This is a genomic window from Leifsonia sp. GW821-FHT13C05 (genome assembly GCF_058806515.1).
This window is the reverse complement of sequence record NZ_JBXAPT010000001.1, coordinates 346728-364631: the sequence shown is the minus strand read 5'-3', so window position 1 is coordinate 364631 and position 17904 is coordinate 346728. Positions and strand designations below refer to the sequence as shown.

The window sequence follows — 17904 nt, the reverse complement described above, 5'->3', positions numbered from 1 at the left end:
CTCAAGAGATTCTAGTTGTCAGTCGGCGTTTCGGCGAATGTGGGCGAGCGCCAGGCGGTAGGAGTCGAACCCGAATCCGGCGATCACCCCGCTCGCGACGGCGGAGAGGACGCTGGTGTGCCGGAACTCCTCGCGCGCGTGCGGGTTGGACAGGTGCACCTCGATGACGGTGCCGCCGGCCTTGGTCACGAGCGAGACCGCATCCCGGAGCGCGTAGGAGTAGTGGGTCCACGCGCCCGCGTTGAGGATGACGGGAGCTCCGCTGTCCGCCGCCTCGTGCAGCCAGCGCAGCAGCTGGCCTTCGTCGTCCGTCTGGCGGAGGTCGATGGTCGTCTCCGGCGCGTCGGACTGCAGGACGACCCGGAGGTCGTCCAGGGTCTCCGCACCGTAGACGTCGGGCTCGCGGGTGCCGAGACGCCCGAGGTTCGGGCCGTTGAGGACGAGAACACTGCTCATAGCGGATCAGCCTACCGGCGCAGCGGCGGCGGAGAGCGGACGCGCAGCCACCAGCTCGGTCACGGTCGTCGCGGTCGTCACGAACCGATCTCCTGGTACGCGGCGAACAGCAGGCTCTGGTCGGGACCGGCGAGCACGGTCGGCCGGGCGATGTCGTCGAGCACGATGAAGCGCAGCAGACTCCCCCGCGCCTTCTTGTCGCGCTGCATCGACGCGAGCAGCGTCTGCCACCGGCCGAGCGGGTAGCTCACCGGCAGCGTCAGGGACTCCAGGATGCGGCGGTGCCGGTCCACGACCTCGTCGCTCAGCCGTCCGCTCAGCCGGGCGAGCTCCGCCGCGAACATCATGCCGACGGAGACGGCGGCGCCGTGGCGCCACTGGTAGCGCTCGGCGTGCTCGATGGCGTGCCCGAGGGTGTGACCATAGTTGAGGATCTCGCGAAGTCCCTGCTCGGTGAAGTCCTCCCCGACGACGCGCGCCTTGATGCCGATGGACAGCTCGACCAGGCGGCGGAATTCGTCGGACAGCGGATCGGTGGCCCGGTCGACGTCGCGCTCGATGATGTCGAGGATCTCCGGCTCGGCGATGAAGCCGTACTTCACGACCTCGCCGAACCCGGCCAGGATCTCGTTGCGCGGGAGCGAGGTGAGCGTGTCCAGGTCGCAGATCACCGCGGCCGGCGCGTAGAAGGCGCCGACGAGGTTCTTGCCCTCCGCCGTGTTGATGCCGGTCTTGCCTCCGACGGCCGCGTCCACCATCCCGAGCAGTGTCGTCGGCACCTGCACCAGCCGGACGCCGCGCAGCCAGGTGGCCGCGACGAAGCCGGCGAGGTCGGTCACCGCGCCACCACCGAAGCCGATGACGGCGTCGGAGCGGGTGAAGTCGGCCTGCCCCATCACCTGCCAGCAGAACGCGGCGACCTCGACCCGCTTGGCCGCCTCCGCATCCGGGACCTCGGCCAGCAGTACCTCGAACTGCCCGACCAGCGACTCGCGCAACTCGGCAGCGGCCGCGCCCAGTGTCGGCGGGTGGACGATCAGCACCTTGGCGACGCCGCCGCCGAGGTGGTCGGCCAGCTGCGTGCGAAGCCCGCGGCCCACCACCACCGGGTACTGGTCTGCGCCGGGGACGAGGATCTCGGTCGGCCGGTCGTTGCCGGTCTGCTGGTCGTTCCCGGTGGGCTGGTCGTTCTCGATGGGGGTCATCGCTGTCCTTCCTCGACCCAGGCCGCGATCTCTTCCACGATGGTGTCGATCGGTCTGGTCGATGTGTCTGCCGTGTAGTCGGCGAGTGCTGTGTAGATGTCGGTGCGGGCGGCGACGAGTCGTTTCCACGATTCCACGTCGGTGACCAGCGGTCGCTTGCCGTTGCCGATCCTGGCCGCGATGGCCTCCGGGCTCACGGTGAGGAGAACGACCCGCGCGTCGGCCAGGTCGGCCTGCGTGCCCTGGTCGATGACGGCGCCCCCGCCGAGCGAGACCACGCCGTGCTCTCCGAGCGCCCTGGCCACGATCGCGCGTTCCAGCGCGCGGAAGTGCGGCTCCCCGTGCTCGGCGAAGATCGCGGAGATGGGCCCGTGCTCGGCGACGATCAGCGAGTCCGTGTCGACGAACGGGACCTTCAGGCGCGCGGCGAGCCGTTTTCCGATGCGCGACTTGCCCGCCGCCGGCGGACCGATCAGAACGATGGTCACGGGTGCGGTGCTCAGGCGTATGGCGCCGACAGGCGCTCCGTCGCGAGGTTCTGCGGAATGGCGTCGAGGTAGCCGCGCAGGTTCCTCGCCGTCTCCGCGATGGAGTCTCCGCCGAACTTCTCGACGACCGCGTTGGCGAGCACCAGCGCGACCATCGCCTCCGCGACCACGCCGGCCGCGGGGACGGCGCAGACGTCGGAGCGCTGGTGGTGGGCGGCCGCCGCCTCGCTGGTGGCGATGTCGATGGTGCGGAGGGCGTGCGGCACCGTCGCGATCGGCTTCATGCCTGCGCGCACGCGCAACACGGTTCCCGTGCTCATGCCGCCCTCGGTTCCACCGGCCTTGTCGCTGGTGCGGACGATCTCGCCGTCTTCCGCCACCAGTTCGTCGTGGGCCTCAGAGCCGCGGCGCGTCGTGGTCAGGAAGCCGTCGCCGACCTCCACGCCCTTGATCGCCTGGATGCCCATGAGGGCTGCCGCCAGCTGCGCGTCGAGCCTGCGGTCCCAGTGCACGTGCGAACCCAGTCCGGGCGGAAGCCCGTATGCGAGCACCTCGACGACGCCGCCGAGGGTGTCGCCGTCCTTGTGTGCGGCATCCACCTCCTCGACCATCAGCGCGCTGGTCGCCGGATCGAAGCAGCGCAGCGGATCGGCGTCGAGCACGTCGACGTCGCTCGGCAGCGGAAGGGGCGAACCCTCCGGAACGCGCACCGGACCGATCGACAGGGTGTGGCTGACGAGCGTGATGCCCAGCTCGGCCAGGAACGACCGGGCGACGGCGCCGAGCGCGACCCTGGCGGCGGTCTCACGGGCACTCGCCCGTTCCAGGATGGGGCGCGCCTCGTCGAAGCCGTACTTCTGCATCCCGACCAGATCGGCGTGACCGGGGCGCGGGCGGGTGAGCGGTGCTCCGCGGCCGCTCGCGAGCTTCTGCTCGTCGACCGGCTCCGCGCTCATCACGTCGACCCACTTGGGCCACTCGGTGTTCCCGATGCGCAGCGCGACGGGGCTGCCGAGGCTGTACCCGTGGCGGACACCGCCCGAGATGTCGAGCGCGTCCTGCTCGAACTTCATGCGCGCACCACGCCCATAGCCGAGTTTCCGGCGCGCGAGATCGGCGCGGATGGCGTCGAGGGAGACGGGCACCCCTGCGGGGAGCCCCTCCAGGAGGGCGATGAGTTCGGGACCGTGGGATTCCCCGGCCGTGAGCCAACGAAGCATGATTCGATTCTGGCACAGCGGCGGAGGGCTCAGTCCTCCAGCAGTGCTCCCGCAGCGTCGATCCCGACCGCGTCGAGCATCGCCGCCAGCACCGTCTCCTCGCCGTCCAGCGGCTGCAGAGGGTCGCCGGAGACGAAGATCCGCACCTGCAGCAGGGCCTGGTGCGCGAGCAGCGCCAGTCCGGAGACGACGTGGCCGCCGACGGCGTTCCACGACCGGCCGAGCGCGCTCGGCCACGGGTCGTACGACACGTCGAAGAGCACGGCCTTGCGGCGCGTGGAGTCGGTGTAGAGCGCATCCGTCGTCGCGCCACCCGGCAGGGTGCTGATCACCAGGTCGGGCACGTCGAGCGACCGGTCGGCCTGGCTGAGCGGCCGGATGCGCACCATGAGCCCCAGCTGGTGCGCGAGCGGTTCGAGCCACACGCTCCGCTCCAGCGACCGCACGTAGATGTCGACCTTCTCCGCCCCGAGCTCCGCGGCGGCGACGAGCGCGGACGCCGCCGTCGCGCCCCCGCCGAGGATGTGCACGAAGTGCGCGCTCTCGAGCCCTGCGGCGGACAGCGCGCGCACGAACCCGGGAACGTCGGTGTTGAAGCCGCGCACGGCACCGTCGTCGAGGAGGACGGTGTTCGCCGCTCCAGTCTGTTCGGCGATCCTGTCGGTCTCACCGAGCACCGGGACGACCGACTTCTTCAGCGGCATGGTCAGAGACAGCCCGCGCCACTCCGGTCCGAGGCCGTCGATGAAACCGGTGAGGTCGTCGGCGGTGACATCGACGGCGTCGTACTCCCAGTCGAGTCCGAGCACGTCGTACGCCGCGCGATGCAGGGCAGGCGACTTGGAGTGCTCGATCGGCGAGCCGAGAACCGCGAGTTTGCGAGTGACGGGCTTGGCCGCCTTCGACGAGGCAGCGCGCGGCTTGCTGGACGCTGCGGCCGGCTTCTTGGCGACGACAGGCGCGGGCTCCGGCTCAGCGTCTGCCTCAGCCTCAGCCTCGTCCTCCAGCTCTTCCAGCTCAGCCGCCTCTTCCGCTTCGGCGACGGCAGCCTCCTCGGCCTCCGCCGCGCGCTCCGCTTCGACGATGGCGGCGATCGTCGCCTCCGCCTCCGCCTCGGAGACGCCGTCTTCCTCTGCCGCTCCTTCGCTGCCGTTCACGCCGCGTTCGTCACTCATAGCCGGGGTTGTCCCTCATCCACTGTTGCCACTTCGCCACCGCGGCGTCGTGCTCTTCCACGGTCGTCGAGAAGATGGTCTCGCCGGTCTTCAGATTCCAGGTCACGAAGAACATCCACGGTCCGTCCGCCGGGTGGACCGCCGCTCCGATGGCGAGGTCGCCCGGGTTCGAGATCGGCCCGACAGGCAGTCCGGGATGCACATAGGTGTTGTACGGGTTGCCCGCGTCGGCGCGCTCGGCGTCGGTCGTCGTCACCGTGTGCGTGTTGCCGGTGCCGTACGCCACCGTCGCATCCGACTGCAGGTCCCAGCCCTGCGCCAGCCGGTTGAGGAACACCCTGGACACCTTCGGGTAGTCGGGGGCCAGCCCGGCCTCCCGCTGCACGATGGAGGCCAGCACCACGGTCTTCCAGCGGTCGGCGGGAGCGACGCCCGCCTCATCCAGCGCCTGGAAGCTGCGGTCGACCATCGTCTTGATCGCGTCGTGCGCGGTGATCCCCGGGGTGAACGTGTACGTCGCGGGGAACAGGAACCCTTCGAGCGTCTTCGCCTCGGCGGGGACCCCGAACTGCGCGGGGTTCGCCGCTGCCGCCTGCAGGTCCGCCACGGGCAGCTTGGTCGCCTCTGCCACGATCGGCAGGATGTCCTTCTCGGCCGTGCCCTCGGGGATGACCGCCGTGTTCTCCATCTTCGACGCCGGATCCTGCAGCGCGATGAGTGCCGCTTGGGCGCTCATCTGCTTGGCCAGCTTGAACAGTCCCGGCTGGAAGTTCGGCTCCGGCTTCTGCCGGAGGAGCAGCGTGTAGAACGCTTCGTAGCTCTTCGTCACACCCTTCTTCGCCAGGTTGTTCGCGATGTCCGAGCCGCTGTCGCCCGAGTTGATCGTGAACAGCACCTGGCCGGTGCCGTTGCCGGTGTAGTCGTTGTCGACCGGCGTGATGGCCTGCACGAGCTTCGCGATCTGGGGCTGGAACACCGCGTACGCTCCGCCGATCAGGCCGCCGAAGATCGCGACGATGATCAGAGTCACCCAGAGCGGCTTGAGGCTGCGCTTCTTCTTGGGCGGCTCGGTGTGCGAGAGGTAGTGCTGCTGCCGCCAGACCAGCGGGGAGTCCTGCTGCGCATCCGGTGCGTGCTCGTCGTGCTGGGCCGCGAGCTCTTCGAAGGTGGCGAACGGGTCGGAGGTCACCGGCTCCTGCGCAGCGTCCGCGGCCGGTCCTCGCGCGCTGATGAAGTTGGAGCGACGGGCGCCGACGGTCTCCCGCTCGCGCTCCTCCGCCTGCTCCGGGATGCTGCCGTCGCGCTGGGCGGCGATCGGGCCGGTGATCACGGCGTCGAAGTCGAGCGGAGCGACCGAGCGCGCGGGCGTGGCGGGTGCCGCGGGCACCGCCGGTGCAGGAGCCTGCTGCCCCGACGGGTCGACCGCGCCACTCTGCGCTGCGTCCGCGTCGGGTCCCGCCGCCGCTTTCGCCGCTGCCGCTTCTCTGGCCTTCGCCTCGCGCCGCGTCAGAGGCTGACGGTTGACCGACGGGAACAGCGGGGGTGCTGGCTGGCCGTCCGGCTGGCTGGTTTCGCCGTGCCCCGGGGTAGGAGGGTTCTGCGACAAACTAGGGTCCAATGTTCGGTTCAACGGGTGTGCCCGGCGGACGGTCTGAAGCGCGCTCCGCGTCGAGGGCGTGCTGCAAAATTATCGTGGCAGCCACCTGATCCACCACCGGACGCGCGCTTTTCGAGTTCTTTCCCGACGCCCGGAGTGCCGAATGGGCCGAAACGGTCGTCAATCGTTCGTCGACCAGCCGCACCGGCACACCCACCTCCGTGACGAGCGCTTCAGCGAATCCGACGGCGTCGGCCGTGGATGCGGTGTGCGCGCCCGAGAGCGCCAAAGGCAACCCGACGATAATCTCGAAAACTCCGAGTTCCGTCACAATCTCCGAGATCCTGCGGCGATCCGCAGCATCTTTGGAGCGTTGCACCGTCTCGACCGGGGTGGCGAGCATCCCGTGCAGGTCGGACCTGCTGACGCCGATCCTGACCTTCCCGACGTCGATGCCGAGGCGCACTCCCGAGCGCACGACGCCCTAGCCGCCGATCGCCGAGGTCACCGCGCTGAGCGCGGCAGGGATCGCGTCGACGTCCGTGCCTCCGCCCTGGGCGAGGTCGGGCTTGCCGCCTCCCCCGCCGCCGAGCACCCCGGATGCGGTCTTCGCGAGAGCACCGGCGTTGACGCCGGCGTCGCGCGCGCCCTGGTTGGTGGCGACGATCACGACCGGCTTGTCCGCCGCCCGCGCCGCGAGCGCGACGACGGCGGGGTCGGAGCCCAGGCGCTCGCGCACGGTGGTGGCGAGCAGTCGCAGGTCGTCCGCCGAGTTCAGCGTGCCTGCGTCGCTCGCGACGACCGTGACGGACCCGTGACGGGATGCGGACTCCAGCAGAGCGGGAACCTTGTCGAGCACGGCGCGCGCCTCGAACGCCGCGATGCGCTTCTCCGCGGCCTTCAGGTTGGCGAGCAGGTCGGCGATCTTCTCCGGCAGCTGCTCGCGCGGCGTCTTGAGCGACCCGGACAGCTGGGACACGATCGTGCGCTCGACCGCGAGGTCGCGGAACGCCTCCAGCCCGACGAGCGACTCGACGCGACGGTTCGTCGAGCCGACGGACGACTCGCTGACCAGGTTGATCATCCCGATCTCCGCACTCGACATCACGTGCGTGCCCGCGCAGAGCTCGCGCGACCACGGGCCGCCGATGTCGACGACGCGCACGGTCTCGCCGTACTTCTCGCCGAACAGCGCCATCGCGCCGAGCGCCTTGGCCTCGGCGAGCGGCAGTTCGCGCGTGGTGACCTCGAGGTTGTCGCGGATCGCGTTGTTCGAGATCTCCTCGATCTCGCTGCGCGTCTCCGCGGACAGCGCCTGGTTCCAGGAGAAGTCGAGACGCAGGTAGCCCGCCTTGTTGAACGAGCCGGACTGGTGCGCGTTGGAGCCGAGCACCTGGCGGAGCGCCGCGTGGATGATGTGCGTTCCCGAGTGCGCCTGGCGCGCGCCGCGACGGTAGTCCTTGTCGACCAGCGATGTCGCCGGAGCACCGACGCCGACCTCTCCGCTGCGCACGAAGACCTTGTGGCTGATCAGCCCCTTGACCGGCTTCTGCACATCCAGCACCTCGAGCTCGTAGCCGGGGCCGACGATGGTTCCCGCGTCGGCGTCCTGACCGCCGGACTCCGCGTAGAGAGCGGTCGCGCCGAGGATGACCTCGCCGATCTGCCCCTCGGTCGCCTTGTTCACCGACGCGCCGTCGACGATCAGGCCCAGGATGCTCGACTCCGTCTCCAGCTCGGTGTACCCAGTGAAGACGGTCTCGCCCTGCGAGCGGAACGCGCTGTAGACGGAGAGGTCGGCCAGTGCCGTCTTCTTCGCCTTCGCGTCCGCCTTCGCGCGGGAGCGCTGGTCGGCCATCAGGCTGTCGAACGCCGCGCGGTCGACGCTGAGGCCGGCCTCCTCCGCCATTTCGAGCGTGAGGTCGATCGGGAAGCCGTACGTGTCGTGCAGCAGGAACGCGGTGTCGCCCGCCAACTGCTCCTTGCCGGCGCGCTGCGTGTTCGCAACCGCGGTGTCCAGGATGCTCGTGCCCGCGACCAGCGTGCGGAGGAACGTCTCCTCCTCCGCGTACGCGAGCTGCGAGATGCGCGCGAAGTCGGCATCCACTTCCGGGTATGCGGCCTTCATCGCATCCCTGGACACGGTGAACAGCTCGGGGAAGGTGGGGTGGTCGACGCCGAGGAGGCGCATCGCACGCACGGTGCGGCGCAGCAGGCGGCGCAGGATGTACCCGCGGCCTTCGTTCGACGGCGTCACGCCATCGGACATCAGCATCAGGGCGCTGCGCACGTGGTCGGCGATCACGCGCAGGCGCACGTCGTCGTCGTGGACGGCGCCGTACTCCTTGCCCGCGAGCTGGGCGGCACGGTCGAGCACAGGGCGTACCTGGTCGATCTCGTACATGTTCTCGACGCCCTGCTTGAGGAACGCGACGCGCTCGAGCCCCATGCCGGTGTCGATGTTCTTCTTCGGCAGGTCGCCGAGGATCTCGAAGTCGGACTTGCCGGTTCCCTCGCCGCGGAGGTACTGCATGAAGACCAGGTTCCAGATCTCCACATAGCGGTCGTCGTCCGTCGCAGGACCGCCGTCGATGCCGTACGCGGGGCCGCGGTCGAAGAAGATCTCCGAGCACGGGCCGGCCGGGCCCGGCTGACCGGTCGACCAGTAGTTCGTGTCCCTGCCGAGACCCTGGATGCGCTCATCCGGAAGCTGCGCGACACGCTTCCAGATCTCCCGCGCCTCGTCGTCCTCCTCGTAGACCGTGACCCAGAGGTCCTTCGGGTCGAAGCCGAGGCCGCCGTCGTCCTCGGGCGTGGTCAGGAGCTCCCAGGCGTACGTGATCGCCTGCTCCTTGAAGTAGTCGCCGAACGAGAAGTTGCCGCACATCTGGAAGAACGTGCCGTGCCGCGGGGTCTTGCCGACCTCGTCGATATCGAGCGTCCTGATGCACTTCTGCACGCTCGTCGCGCGCGGGAACGGCGCGGGGACGAGCCCGGTCAGGTATGGCACGAACGGCACCATGCCCGCCACCGTGAACAGCAACGACGGGTCGTCGCTGACGAGAGAGGCGGACGGGACGACGGTGTGACCGCGCGTGGCGAAGAAGTCGAGCCAGCGGCGGTGGATTTCAGCAGTCTGCATGGTTTCCGAGCGGTAGTGAGCGGTGGTACGGGGAGGGAGGGGTCAGTCGCCGTCGATGGCGGAGCGGATCTCCGCCTCGCGCTGGCGGTAGCCGTCGGAGACGGCCTCGCCGAAGTCGCGCGCCTTCTTGTCGATGCTGCTGAAGAACTGACGCCCCTGCGGGGTCTCGTTCACCTTGTGCGCGACGACGAACCCGATCGCGACGCCGACGACGAGCCACAGAAAACTCTTCATGTCCTGATTCTCCCTCGATGGATACGACGCGGGCGCCGACCTCCTGCCGGCGGTCTCCCGCGCGCCTCGGTCAGTTTAGTGCGTGGTGTTGCGGGAACGTCGAGAGCCCCGTGTCCAGCCGAACGCGGCTCTGACCGCTGCGCTGAACCCGGCGAGCTTGATCAGTGGGCCGCCGACCGTTGCGGCGAACAACGACACGAGGGCGGAGACGTTGCCCGTCACGTCCGCGACGTTCTTGGTGATGACGTCGACGCGCGCCAGCTGTTTGTTGGTCTCGTGGATGGTCGTCGCCGTCTCGTCGAGGATCGGCGTGATGCCGTCGCTCGCCTCTTTGATCGCATCCCTGGTCTGATCGAGCACGCGCCCGAACTTCACCAACGGGATCGCGATGAAACCCACGAGCACAGCGAAGACGCCCGCCGCGATCAGTCCTGCGATATCGCCACCGGACACGAGGCCACCTTCCATTCCGTCAACGGCATACGGATCAAGCGTAGTCCCAGCAGGGCCCGATGCGACCAGGGCCGTTCACGGTGCCTGGAACGACAGCAGGGGCCGTGGCTGATGCCACGACCCCTGCCGTTCTGAGCGCTGTGCTTAGCGAGCCGCGTAGTACTCGACGACGAGCTGGACTTCACACGTCACCGGGACCTCGGCGCGCTTCGGGCGACGCACGAGGCGCGCCTGCAGCTTGTCGAGCTCGACCTCGAGGTAGCCAGGGGTCTTCGGCAGGACGTCGACGTGTCCGCCGGCCGCTGCGACCTGGAACTGCTCCGTGCCCTCCGAGCGAGCCTTGACGTGGATCAGCTGACCCGGCTTCACGCGGAACGAGGGACGGTCGACGATCTGGCCGTCGACGAGGATGTGGCGGTGCACCACGAACTGACGCGCCTGTGCGGTCGTGCGGGCGAACCCTGCACGGAGCACGAGGGAGTCGAGACGCATCTCGAGCAGCTCGACCAGGTTCTCACCGGTCAGGCCCTGCGTGCGACGAGCCTCTTCGAACGCGATCTTCAGCTGCTTCTCGCGGATGCCGTACTGGGCGCGCAGACGCTGCTTCTCGCGCAGACGAACGGCGTAGTCCGAGTCGGCCTTGCGCTTGGTGCGGCCGTGCTCGCCGGGGGCGTACGGGCGCTTCTCGAGGTACTTCGCTGCCTTCGGGGTCAGGGCGATGCCCAGCGACCGCGAGAGGCGGGTCTTGCTACGGGTACGTGACTTGGTAGACACGATTTCCTTTCGGTTGTCTCTCTAACAATGAACGCAGGCACACATGTTCGTCCTGCAAAAGTAGAGGGATGTGCCGGGGAGGCCCGGCTACAGGGCCTGTCCCTTCGAAGACGTTGCTCGACGCAGCCGCACGCGAGCACGCTTCTAGGCCAGAGAAGTCTAGCAGATCGCGGGTCAGCGCCCGCGCACGATCCGGCGCAGCTTCGCCAGCCGTGCGGACACGTCGCGCTCGTTGCCGTGTTCGGTCGGTGCGTAGTACGTCGCATCCCGGAGTTCGTCGGGGAGGTACTGCTGCTGCAGCACGCCGAGGGCGTCGTCGTGCGGGTACTTGTATCCCTTGCCGTGGCCGAGCCGTTTCGCGCCCGGGTAGTGCGCGTCGCGCAGATGCTTGGGCACGCGCCCGATGCGGCCGGCGCGCACGTCGGCGATCGCCGCATCCAGTGCCATGTACGCGGCGTTGGACTTCGGAGCCGTCGCCAGGTGCACCACGGCCTGCGCCAACGGGATGCGCCCCTCCGGCATCCCGATCAGCTGCACGGCGTCCGCCGCCGCCACCGCGACCACGAGCGCCTGCGGGTCTGCCAGGCCGATGTCCTCCGACGCCAGGATGATGATGCGCCTGGCGATGAAGCGCGGGTCCTCCCCCGCCTCGATCATGCGCGCGAGGTAGTGCAGGGAGGCGTCGACGTCCGAACCGCGCACCGACTTGATGAACGCGCTGATCACGTCGTAGTGCTCGTCGCCGTTCCTGTCGTAGCGCAGCAGGGCCCTGTCGACCGCCTGGGCGACGAGTTCGGCCGTGATCACCGGCTTCTTCTTCGACGTGGCCGGGGTCGACGACGCCGCGCTCACGGACGCGGCTTCGAGCGCGGTGAGCGCGCGCCGCGCATCCCCCGACGCCAGCCGGACGATCGCCGCCCGCGCCTCCGCGTCGAGCGTGTAGTGCCCGCCGAGACCGCGATCGTCGGCGACGGCCCTGTCGATGACCGTGCCGAGGTCGTCGTCGCTGAGAGTCTCCAGAGTCAGGAGGAGCGAACGGGACAGCAGTGGCGAGATGACGGAGAACGACGGGTTCTCGGTCGTGGCCGCCACGAGGATGACCCAGCCGTTCTCGACGCCCGGGAGCAGCGCATCCTGCTGCGCCTTGGTGAAGCGGTGGATCTCGTCCAGGAACAGCACGGTGGAGACGCCGTAGAGGTCGCGGGTGGAGAGCGCCTCGTCCATCACCAGGCGCACGTCTTTGACCCCGGCGGTCACCGCGGACAGTTCGACGAACCGGCGGCCGGACGAGTGCGCGATGGCCTGCGCCAGCGTGGTCTTGCCCGTGCCGGGAGGACCCCAGAGGATGACGGACACCGAGCCGGTCTCCCCGCTCTGGTCCGACGCCAGGCTGACCAGCGGCGATCCCGGGCGCAGCAGGTGCTTCTGCCCGGCCACCTCGTCGAGCGACTTCGGCCTCATCCGCACAGCGAGAGGCGTCGCTCCGGTGCGGAGCCCAGGTTGCACGTCGACCACCTGACCAGGCTAGTCGCTCCCACCGACACTCCCGCCGCCGCTCCCCTGCCGCCGAACCTGGGAGCGGCGACTTTGCCGCTCAGAGGCGGGTCCAATAGGGTTCATCCTGATCCTCGGGCGTTGCGCGACGGGTCGAGTATTTCGCACGACGGCGCGCTCCGGAGGACACACGTGGCACCAAACAAGCAGAACGACCGCGAAGCCAGGCAGGCACGGGAGCGGTTGCGCGCGTATCAGGCGCGGCAGACCGTCCACGAGAAGAAGGTCAAGCGGCGCGTCAGGGACAACTGGCTCGCCGGCGTCGCCGTCCTGATCGTCGTCGTCCTCGCCATCGGAACGCAGCTCCTCTTCTTCGCGAAGCCCGGCACGCCGACCGCCTCCGGCTCCCCGTCGCCGTCCGCGTCCTCCGCCGCCCTCACGCTTCCGCCGAAGACGCTCGCCGAGGACCGCACGTGGACCGGCACGATGACGATCAACGGCATCCCGCTCGGCGTCGAGCTCGACGGTGCGAAGGCGCCGCAGGCCGTCTCGTCGACCATCGCGCTCACCCAGAAGAAGTTCTACGACGGCCTCACCTGCCACCGCCTCACCAACGGCGGCTTCTACGTGCTGCAGTGCGGCGACCCGAAGGGCGACGGAAGCGGCGGCCCGGGATACTCGTACGGCCCGATCGAGAACGCGCCGAAGGACGACAAGTACCCGGCGGGCACGATCGCGATGGCCAGGCAGAGCAACAACGCCAGCAGCCAGGGAAGCCAGTTCTTCATCGTCTACAAGGACACGACGATCGGCTCGGACAGCGCGGGCGGATACACCGTGATCGGCAAGGTCACGAGCGGTCTCGACACCCTGATCTCGGACGTCGCCGACAAGGGAACGGCCAACGGACAATCCGACGGAAAGCCGGCGGTCGCCACGAAGATCGACAGCTTCACCGTGAAGTGACGCACGAGGTCGGGCCGACGGCTGCACGCCGCGCCCTCGTGCAATAGGCTATTTCGCAACCGTGGGGCGTTCTGCGCCCGCACCGCACATCAGCAAGGTGAGGCTCTTGGCTACAACTGATCAGCAACCGTGGGGTCGTGTCGATGAGACCGGCACCGTCTTCGTCCGCGAGGGTGAGAGCGAGCGGGCCGTCGGCCAGTACCCCGACGGAACTCCCGAGGAGGCGCTCGCGTACTTCGAGCGCAAGTTCACCGACCTCGCCGGTCAGGTGACGCTTCTCGAGCAGCGCGCCCGTCGCGGAGCCCCGGCCTCCGACATCGCCAAGGCCGTCGCGACCCTCCGCACCACCATCGACGGTGCGAACGCCGTCGGAGACCTGGCCTCCCTCGCCACCCGGCTGGATGCGCTCGGCGGCACCGTCGAAGAGCTCACCGAGCAGCAGACCGCAGAGGCCAAGGCCGCCGTCGAGCAGGCCGTCGCGGAGCGCACCGCCATCGTCGAGGAGGCAGAAGCCCTCGCCGCCGAAGATCCGGCCCGCACGCAGTGGAAGCAGACGACGGCAGCACTGGATGCGCTGTTCGCCCGCTGGCAGAGCCACCAGCACGACGGTCCTCGCATCCCCAAGAACGAGGCCAACGAGCTGTGGAAGCGGTTCCGCGCCGCCCGCTCCACCATCGAGCACAACCGCAAGGCGTTCTTCGCCGAGCTGGACAACCAGCACCGCGACGTGCGTGCCCGCAAGACGGCGCTCATCGAGCAGGCGGAGGCGCTCATCCCGCGCGGTGCCGACGGCGTGCCGGAGTACCGCCAGCTGCTCGACCAGTGGAAGCTCGCCGGTCGTGCGGGCAAGCGCAACGACGACGCGCTGTGGGCGCGCTTCAAGGCGGCCGGCGACGCCATCTACTCCGCGAAGGCGGAAGTGGATGCGCGCGACAACGTCGAGTACGAAGCCAACCTCCAGCTCAAGCTGGCCCTCCTCGACGAGGCGGAGCCGCTGCTGAAGGCCACGAACCGCGAGTCCGCCCGCAACGCGCTGGTCTCCATCCAGCAGCGCTGGGACGAGATCGGCCGCGTGCCGCGCGAGCAGGTGCGTCCGATCGAAGACCGTCTGCGCAAGGTCGAGGCCGCCGTCCGCAAGCTGGACGAAGAGCACTGGGAGAAGAACAACCCGGAGAAGAAGGCCCGCTCCGAGGGTCTGGCGAGCCAGCTCAACGCCGCCATCGCCAAGCTCGAGCAGGAGCTCGACGACGCGAAGGCGAGCGGCGACGCACGCAAGGTGAAGGAAGCGCAGGAGGCGCTCGACGCCAGGAAGATCTGGCTCGACGCCCTCGGCTGATCCGCCGAGTTCTTCACAGGCCGCCGAATCTGCACAGATTCGGCGGCCTGAGTCTTTTCCGCGTCCCCCCACCGCACAGTGGATGCATGACAGCACTCCTCCCCCGCCTCCTCGGTCCCGACGTCCTCCCTCTCGCCGAACTGATGGCGCTCTGCCTCGACGGCCAGCTCTACCGGGTGGGCGATTCGTTCGCCACGCTCGACACTCCGGAGTCCGCGGAGCTGCGCGCCCACGCGTTCACCGCGCAAGCCCCGCCGCACGTGATCGCCGACAGGGGCACGGCGGCGTGGATCCACGGGGCGCGCGCCTCTCCGCCCGCCCGCCTGCAGGTGTGCGTCGACACGCGCAACCGCGGAGGGCGCATCCCGACGGAATTCGACAGCAGACAGTCGACGTTCGCGCGCGGCGACGTTGAGCGCATCGGCGCTGCGCGGGTCACGTCACCGGAGCGCACGGCGCTCGACCTGATCTGCGCCGACGGACGGTTCCCTCCAGACACCGCAGCGCAGGTGCGCCACCTGCTCGGCATCGCCGGCGTCTCCGTGGCCGCGCTGCGCTCCCGGATGCGTGCATCACCCCGCTGGGGGTCGCGCCGCTCCCTGACGCGCGTCGACCGCCTCACCGCCCTGGCCGAGTTCGCGGTCCGGCCTCGGCGCCGCGCCCAGACCGCTCCGCGTCTCGCGGTCAGCCCGCGCTGACCCGGTAGACGTCGTAGACGGCGTCGATGCGTCGCACGGCGTTCAGCACGCGGTCGAGGTGGGTGGTGTCACCCATCTCGAACACGAACCTGCTGAGCGCGAGGCGGTTGCTCGACGTCGTCACCGTCGCAGAAAGGATGTTCACATGATGCTCGGACAGCACGCGCGTCACATCGGAGAGCAGGCCGGACCGGTCGAGCGCCTCGACCTGGATCTGCACCAGGAACACGCTCTTCGAGCTCGGCGCCCACTCCACGTCGATCATGCGGTCGGGTTCCTGCATCAGCGACTGCACGTTGTGGCAGTTCGACTGGTGCACGGAGACGCCGGCTCCCCTGGTGATGAATCCGACGATCGGATCGCCGGGCACCGGGGTGCAGCACTTGGCCAGCTTGACCAGGATGTCCGGTGCGCCGCGCACGAGAACGCCCGAGTCGCTGTCGCGCAGCTTCCGCGAACGCCCCTTGACGGGCAGGTCGATGTCGCCGGCGTCGGACTCCGCCTCGGTCTGCACGGAGGCGACGATCTTCTCGATCACCGACTGCGTGGAGACGTGCCCCTCGCCGACGGCCGCGTACAGCGACGAGACGTCGTCGTACTTGAGCAGCGAGGCCACCTCGATCAGCGAGTCCTGCGACATCAGCTTCTGCAGGGGCAGGTTCTGCTTGCGCATGGCGCGCGCGATCGCGTCCTTGCCCTGCTCGATCGCCTCGTCGCGGCGCTCCTTGGTGAACCACTGACGGATCTTGTTCCGCGCCCGAGGGCTCTTGACGAAGTTCAGCCAGTCCTGGCTCGGACCGGAGTCGGGGTTCTTCGAGGTGAAGACCTCGACGACGTCGCCGGTCGTCAGCGAGCTCTCCAGCGGCACCAGGCGGCCGTTGACCTTCGCCCCCATCGTGCGGTGGCCGACCTCGGTGTGCACGGCGTACGCGAAGTCCACGGGGGTCGCACCGGCCGGCAGGCCGATCACGCGACCCTTGGGCGTGAAGACGTAGACCTCTTTGGCGCCGATCTCGAAGCGCAGGGAGTCGAGGAACTCGCTCGGGTCCGCGGTCTCCGCCTGCCAGTCCGAGATGTGGGCGAGCCAGGCGAGGTCGGTCTCCGAGCGGGCCGGCCCCCCGGCGCTCTTGCCGGTGGTCTGTTCCTTGTACTTCCAGTGCGCAGCCACACCGAGCTCCGCGCGCTGGTGCATCTCCTCCGTGCGGATCTGGATTTCCACGGGACGGCCCTCCGGACCGACGACCGTGGTGTGCAGCGACTGGTACAGGTTGAACTTGGGGGTGGCGATGTAGTCCTTGAACCGGCCGGGCATCGGCGTCCACCTGGCGTGGATCTGGCCGAGCACCGCGTAACAGTCGCGCACCGAGTTGACCAGGATGCGGATGCCGACCAGGTCGTAGATCTCGTCGAACTCGCGGCCCCTGACCACCATCTTCTGGTAGATCGAGTAGTACTGCTTCGGGCGGCCGACCACCTTGCCGCGGATCTTGGCGGCCTTCAGGTCGTCGTTGATCGCGTCGATGACCTGCTGCACCAGGCGCTCGCGCTCCGGCGTGCGCTGACGCACGAGGCTCTCGATCTCGGCGTACAGCTTCGGGTAGAGCACCGCGAACGACAGGTCCTCGAGCTCCCACTTGATCGTCTGGATTCCGAGGCGGTGCGCCAGCGGAGCATAGATCTCCAGCGTCTCCGTCGCCTTGCGGGTGGCGGAGGCGGCGGGCACGAAGCCCCAGGTGCGCGCGTTGTGCAGGCGGTCTGCCAACTTGATGATCAGCACGCGGATGTCCTTCGACATCGCCACGATCATCTTGCGGACCGTCTCGGCCTGGGCGCTGTCGCCGTACTTGACCTTGTCGAGCTTGGTGACGCCGTCGACCAGCATCGCGATCTCGTCGCCGAACGCATCCCGCAGTTCGTCGAGCGTGTACTCGGTGTCTTCCACCGTGTCGTGCAAGAGCGCGGCGGCGATCGTCTTGGCTCCGATGCCGAGGTCGGCGAGGATCTGCGCGACAGCGACGGGATGCGTGATGTACGGCTCGCCGGACCGGCGCTTCTGGCCGGAGTGGGCGCGCTCCGCCACGGCGTACGCGCGCTCGATCAGCGAGAGGTCGGCCTTCGGGTGGTGCAGGCGCACCGTGCGGATCAGGGTGTCGACCGCGCCAGCGGGCTGAGCGCGGGAGAAGATGCGGGGAACGAGACGGCGCAGCGAAGCGGCCTGTGGTGTCGAAGTATCAACCATGTGCGCGCCTCCTATCGTCCATTATCGCCGTCCTCGCACCCTGTTCTGACACAGGGCGGATTCCGGCGGTCAGGCGACCGCCCCCGGCGAGCCGTCGTCGCGCACTACGGGCGCTCCGCTCGCCTGCCAGGCGTACATCCCGCCGGCGACGTTGGCCGTCGGATAGTCCGCGCGGTTCAACGCATCGGTCGCGAGCCGCGATCGGCCTCCGGAGAGGCAGACCACCAGGATCTGCTGATCCTCCGGCAGCTCGTGCTGGCGCGACTCGATCTCGTACAGCGGGATGTGGTGAGCGGCGGGTGCGTGCCCGGCCTCCCACTCGTGCGCCTCACGGACATCGAGCAGCCAGGCCGAACCCGACTCGACGAGCTCGTGCGCGCGCTCGGCGCTCACCTCGTCTTCCGACAGATAAGAACCGCTCACGCTC

17 protein-coding genes are annotated in these 17904 nt (G+C 69.1%); 3 read left to right on the top strand and 14 right to left on the bottom strand.

The features are described from left to right. Nucleotides 1–18 precede the first annotated feature (18 nt). The 12 genes from AC1ROC_RS01720 to AC1ROC_RS01665 all read right to left on the bottom strand — a co-directional run bounded on the left by AC1ROC_RS01720 (nucleotide 19) and on the right by AC1ROC_RS01665 (nucleotide 12259). Entirely contained in the window at nucleotides 19–456 is a 438-nt protein-coding gene (locus AC1ROC_RS01720) for a type II 3-dehydroquinate dehydratase (RefSeq protein ID WP_492997691.1), read from the bottom strand. A 77-nt stretch (nucleotides 457–533) separates the two neighbouring features. Next, nucleotides 534–1661: a 3-dehydroquinate synthase gene (aroB, locus tag AC1ROC_RS01715; RefSeq protein ID WP_492997689.1), complete on the bottom strand. Its 1128-nt coding sequence runs from the start codon at nucleotides 1659–1661 to the stop codon at nucleotides 534–536. Further along, nucleotides 1658–2149 carry a shikimate kinase gene (locus AC1ROC_RS01710; RefSeq protein ID WP_085367750.1) on the bottom strand — a complete coding sequence of 164 codons (492 nt, stop codon included), beginning with the start codon at nucleotides 2147–2149 and terminating at the stop codon, nucleotides 1658–1660. Before AC1ROC_RS01710 ends, aroB begins: the two co-directional genes overlap by 4 nt. Before the next feature lie 11 nt (nucleotides 2150–2160). Next, nucleotides 2161–3369 carry a chorismate synthase gene (gene aroC / locus AC1ROC_RS01705; RefSeq protein WP_492997686.1) on the bottom strand — a complete coding sequence of 403 codons (1209 nt, stop codon included), beginning with the start codon at nucleotides 3367–3369 and terminating at the stop codon, nucleotides 2161–2163. A 29-nt stretch (nucleotides 3370–3398) separates the two neighbouring features. Continuing rightward, a complete protein-coding gene (locus AC1ROC_RS01700) occupies nucleotides 3399–4544 on the bottom strand; it encodes a shikimate dehydrogenase (RefSeq protein ID WP_492997684.1) in 1146 nt (381 codons plus the stop codon). After that, complete coding sequence (mltG, locus tag AC1ROC_RS01695; protein ID WP_492997682.1) at nucleotides 4537–6150, bottom strand: endolytic transglycosylase MltG; 1614 nt, start codon at nucleotides 6148–6150, stop codon at nucleotides 4537–4539. The genes AC1ROC_RS01700 and mltG overlap by 8 nt, the downstream gene beginning before the upstream one ends. Before the next feature lies 1 nt (nucleotide 6151). After that, nucleotides 6152–6619, bottom strand: coding sequence for a Holliday junction resolvase RuvX (gene ruvX, locus AC1ROC_RS01690; RefSeq protein WP_179150701.1), 468 nt, complete (start codon nucleotides 6617–6619; stop codon nucleotides 6152–6154). A 6-nt stretch (nucleotides 6620–6625) separates the two neighbouring features. Beyond that, nucleotides 6626–9283 carry an alanine--tRNA ligase gene (gene alaS / locus AC1ROC_RS01685; RefSeq protein WP_085367755.1) on the bottom strand — a complete coding sequence of 886 codons (2658 nt, stop codon included), beginning with the start codon at nucleotides 9281–9283 and terminating at the stop codon, nucleotides 6626–6628. A 42-nt stretch (nucleotides 9284–9325) separates the two neighbouring features. Next, nucleotides 9326–9517 (bottom strand): hypothetical protein, encoded by a 192-nt coding sequence (locus AC1ROC_RS01680; RefSeq protein WP_055894169.1) that lies wholly within the window; start codon nucleotides 9515–9517, stop codon nucleotides 9326–9328. Nucleotides 9518–9592: 75 nt separating this feature from the next. After that, a complete protein-coding gene (locus AC1ROC_RS01675) occupies nucleotides 9593–9970 on the bottom strand; it encodes a DUF948 domain-containing protein (protein ID WP_085367756.1) in 378 nt (125 codons plus the stop codon). 144 nt (nucleotides 9971–10114) lie between these two features. Beyond that, nucleotides 10115–10744 carry a 30S ribosomal protein S4 gene (gene rpsD / locus AC1ROC_RS01670; protein WP_085367757.1) on the bottom strand — a complete coding sequence of 210 codons (630 nt, stop codon included), beginning with the start codon at nucleotides 10742–10744 and terminating at the stop codon, nucleotides 10115–10117. Between the two features lie 174 nt (nucleotides 10745–10918). Then, nucleotides 10919–12259: a replication-associated recombination protein A gene (locus AC1ROC_RS01665; RefSeq protein ID WP_085367758.1), complete on the bottom strand. Its 1341-nt coding sequence runs from the start codon at nucleotides 12257–12259 to the stop codon at nucleotides 10919–10921. A 171-nt stretch (nucleotides 12260–12430) separates the two neighbouring features. Here AC1ROC_RS01665 and AC1ROC_RS01660 point away from each other — a divergent pair, with 171 nt between their 5' ends. The 3 genes from AC1ROC_RS01660 (at nucleotide 12431) to AC1ROC_RS01650 (ending at nucleotide 15238) form a co-directional block, all read left to right on the top strand. Then, nucleotides 12431–13204, top strand: a complete 774-nt coding sequence (locus AC1ROC_RS01660) for a peptidylprolyl isomerase (RefSeq protein WP_085367759.1) — start codon at nucleotides 12431–12433, stop codon at nucleotides 13202–13204. A gap of 106 nt (nucleotides 13205–13310) precedes the next feature. Then, on the top strand, nucleotides 13311–14540 hold the full coding sequence (locus tag AC1ROC_RS01655) for a DUF349 domain-containing protein (RefSeq protein ID WP_168689565.1): 1230 nt from the start codon (nucleotides 13311–13313) through the stop codon (nucleotides 14538–14540). 86 nt (nucleotides 14541–14626) lie between these two features. Further along, entirely contained in the window at nucleotides 14627–15238 is a 612-nt protein-coding gene (locus tag AC1ROC_RS01650) for a type IV toxin-antitoxin system AbiEi family antitoxin (RefSeq protein ID WP_492997677.1), read from the top strand. Here AC1ROC_RS01650 and AC1ROC_RS01645 read toward each other — a convergent pair. Both AC1ROC_RS01645 and AC1ROC_RS01640 read right to left on the bottom strand, forming a co-directional pair. Beyond that, nucleotides 15225–17477: a RelA/SpoT family protein gene (locus AC1ROC_RS01645; RefSeq protein WP_085367762.1), complete on the bottom strand. Its 2253-nt coding sequence runs from the start codon at nucleotides 17475–17477 to the stop codon at nucleotides 15225–15227. The two genes, AC1ROC_RS01650 and AC1ROC_RS01645, sit on opposite strands and share 14 nt — an antisense overlap. A gap of 69 nt (nucleotides 17478–17546) precedes the next feature. Then, nucleotides 17547–17900, bottom strand: coding sequence for a rhodanese-like domain-containing protein (locus tag AC1ROC_RS01640; protein WP_085367763.1), 354 nt, complete (start codon nucleotides 17898–17900; stop codon nucleotides 17547–17549). Nucleotides 17901–17904 lie beyond the last annotated feature (4 nt).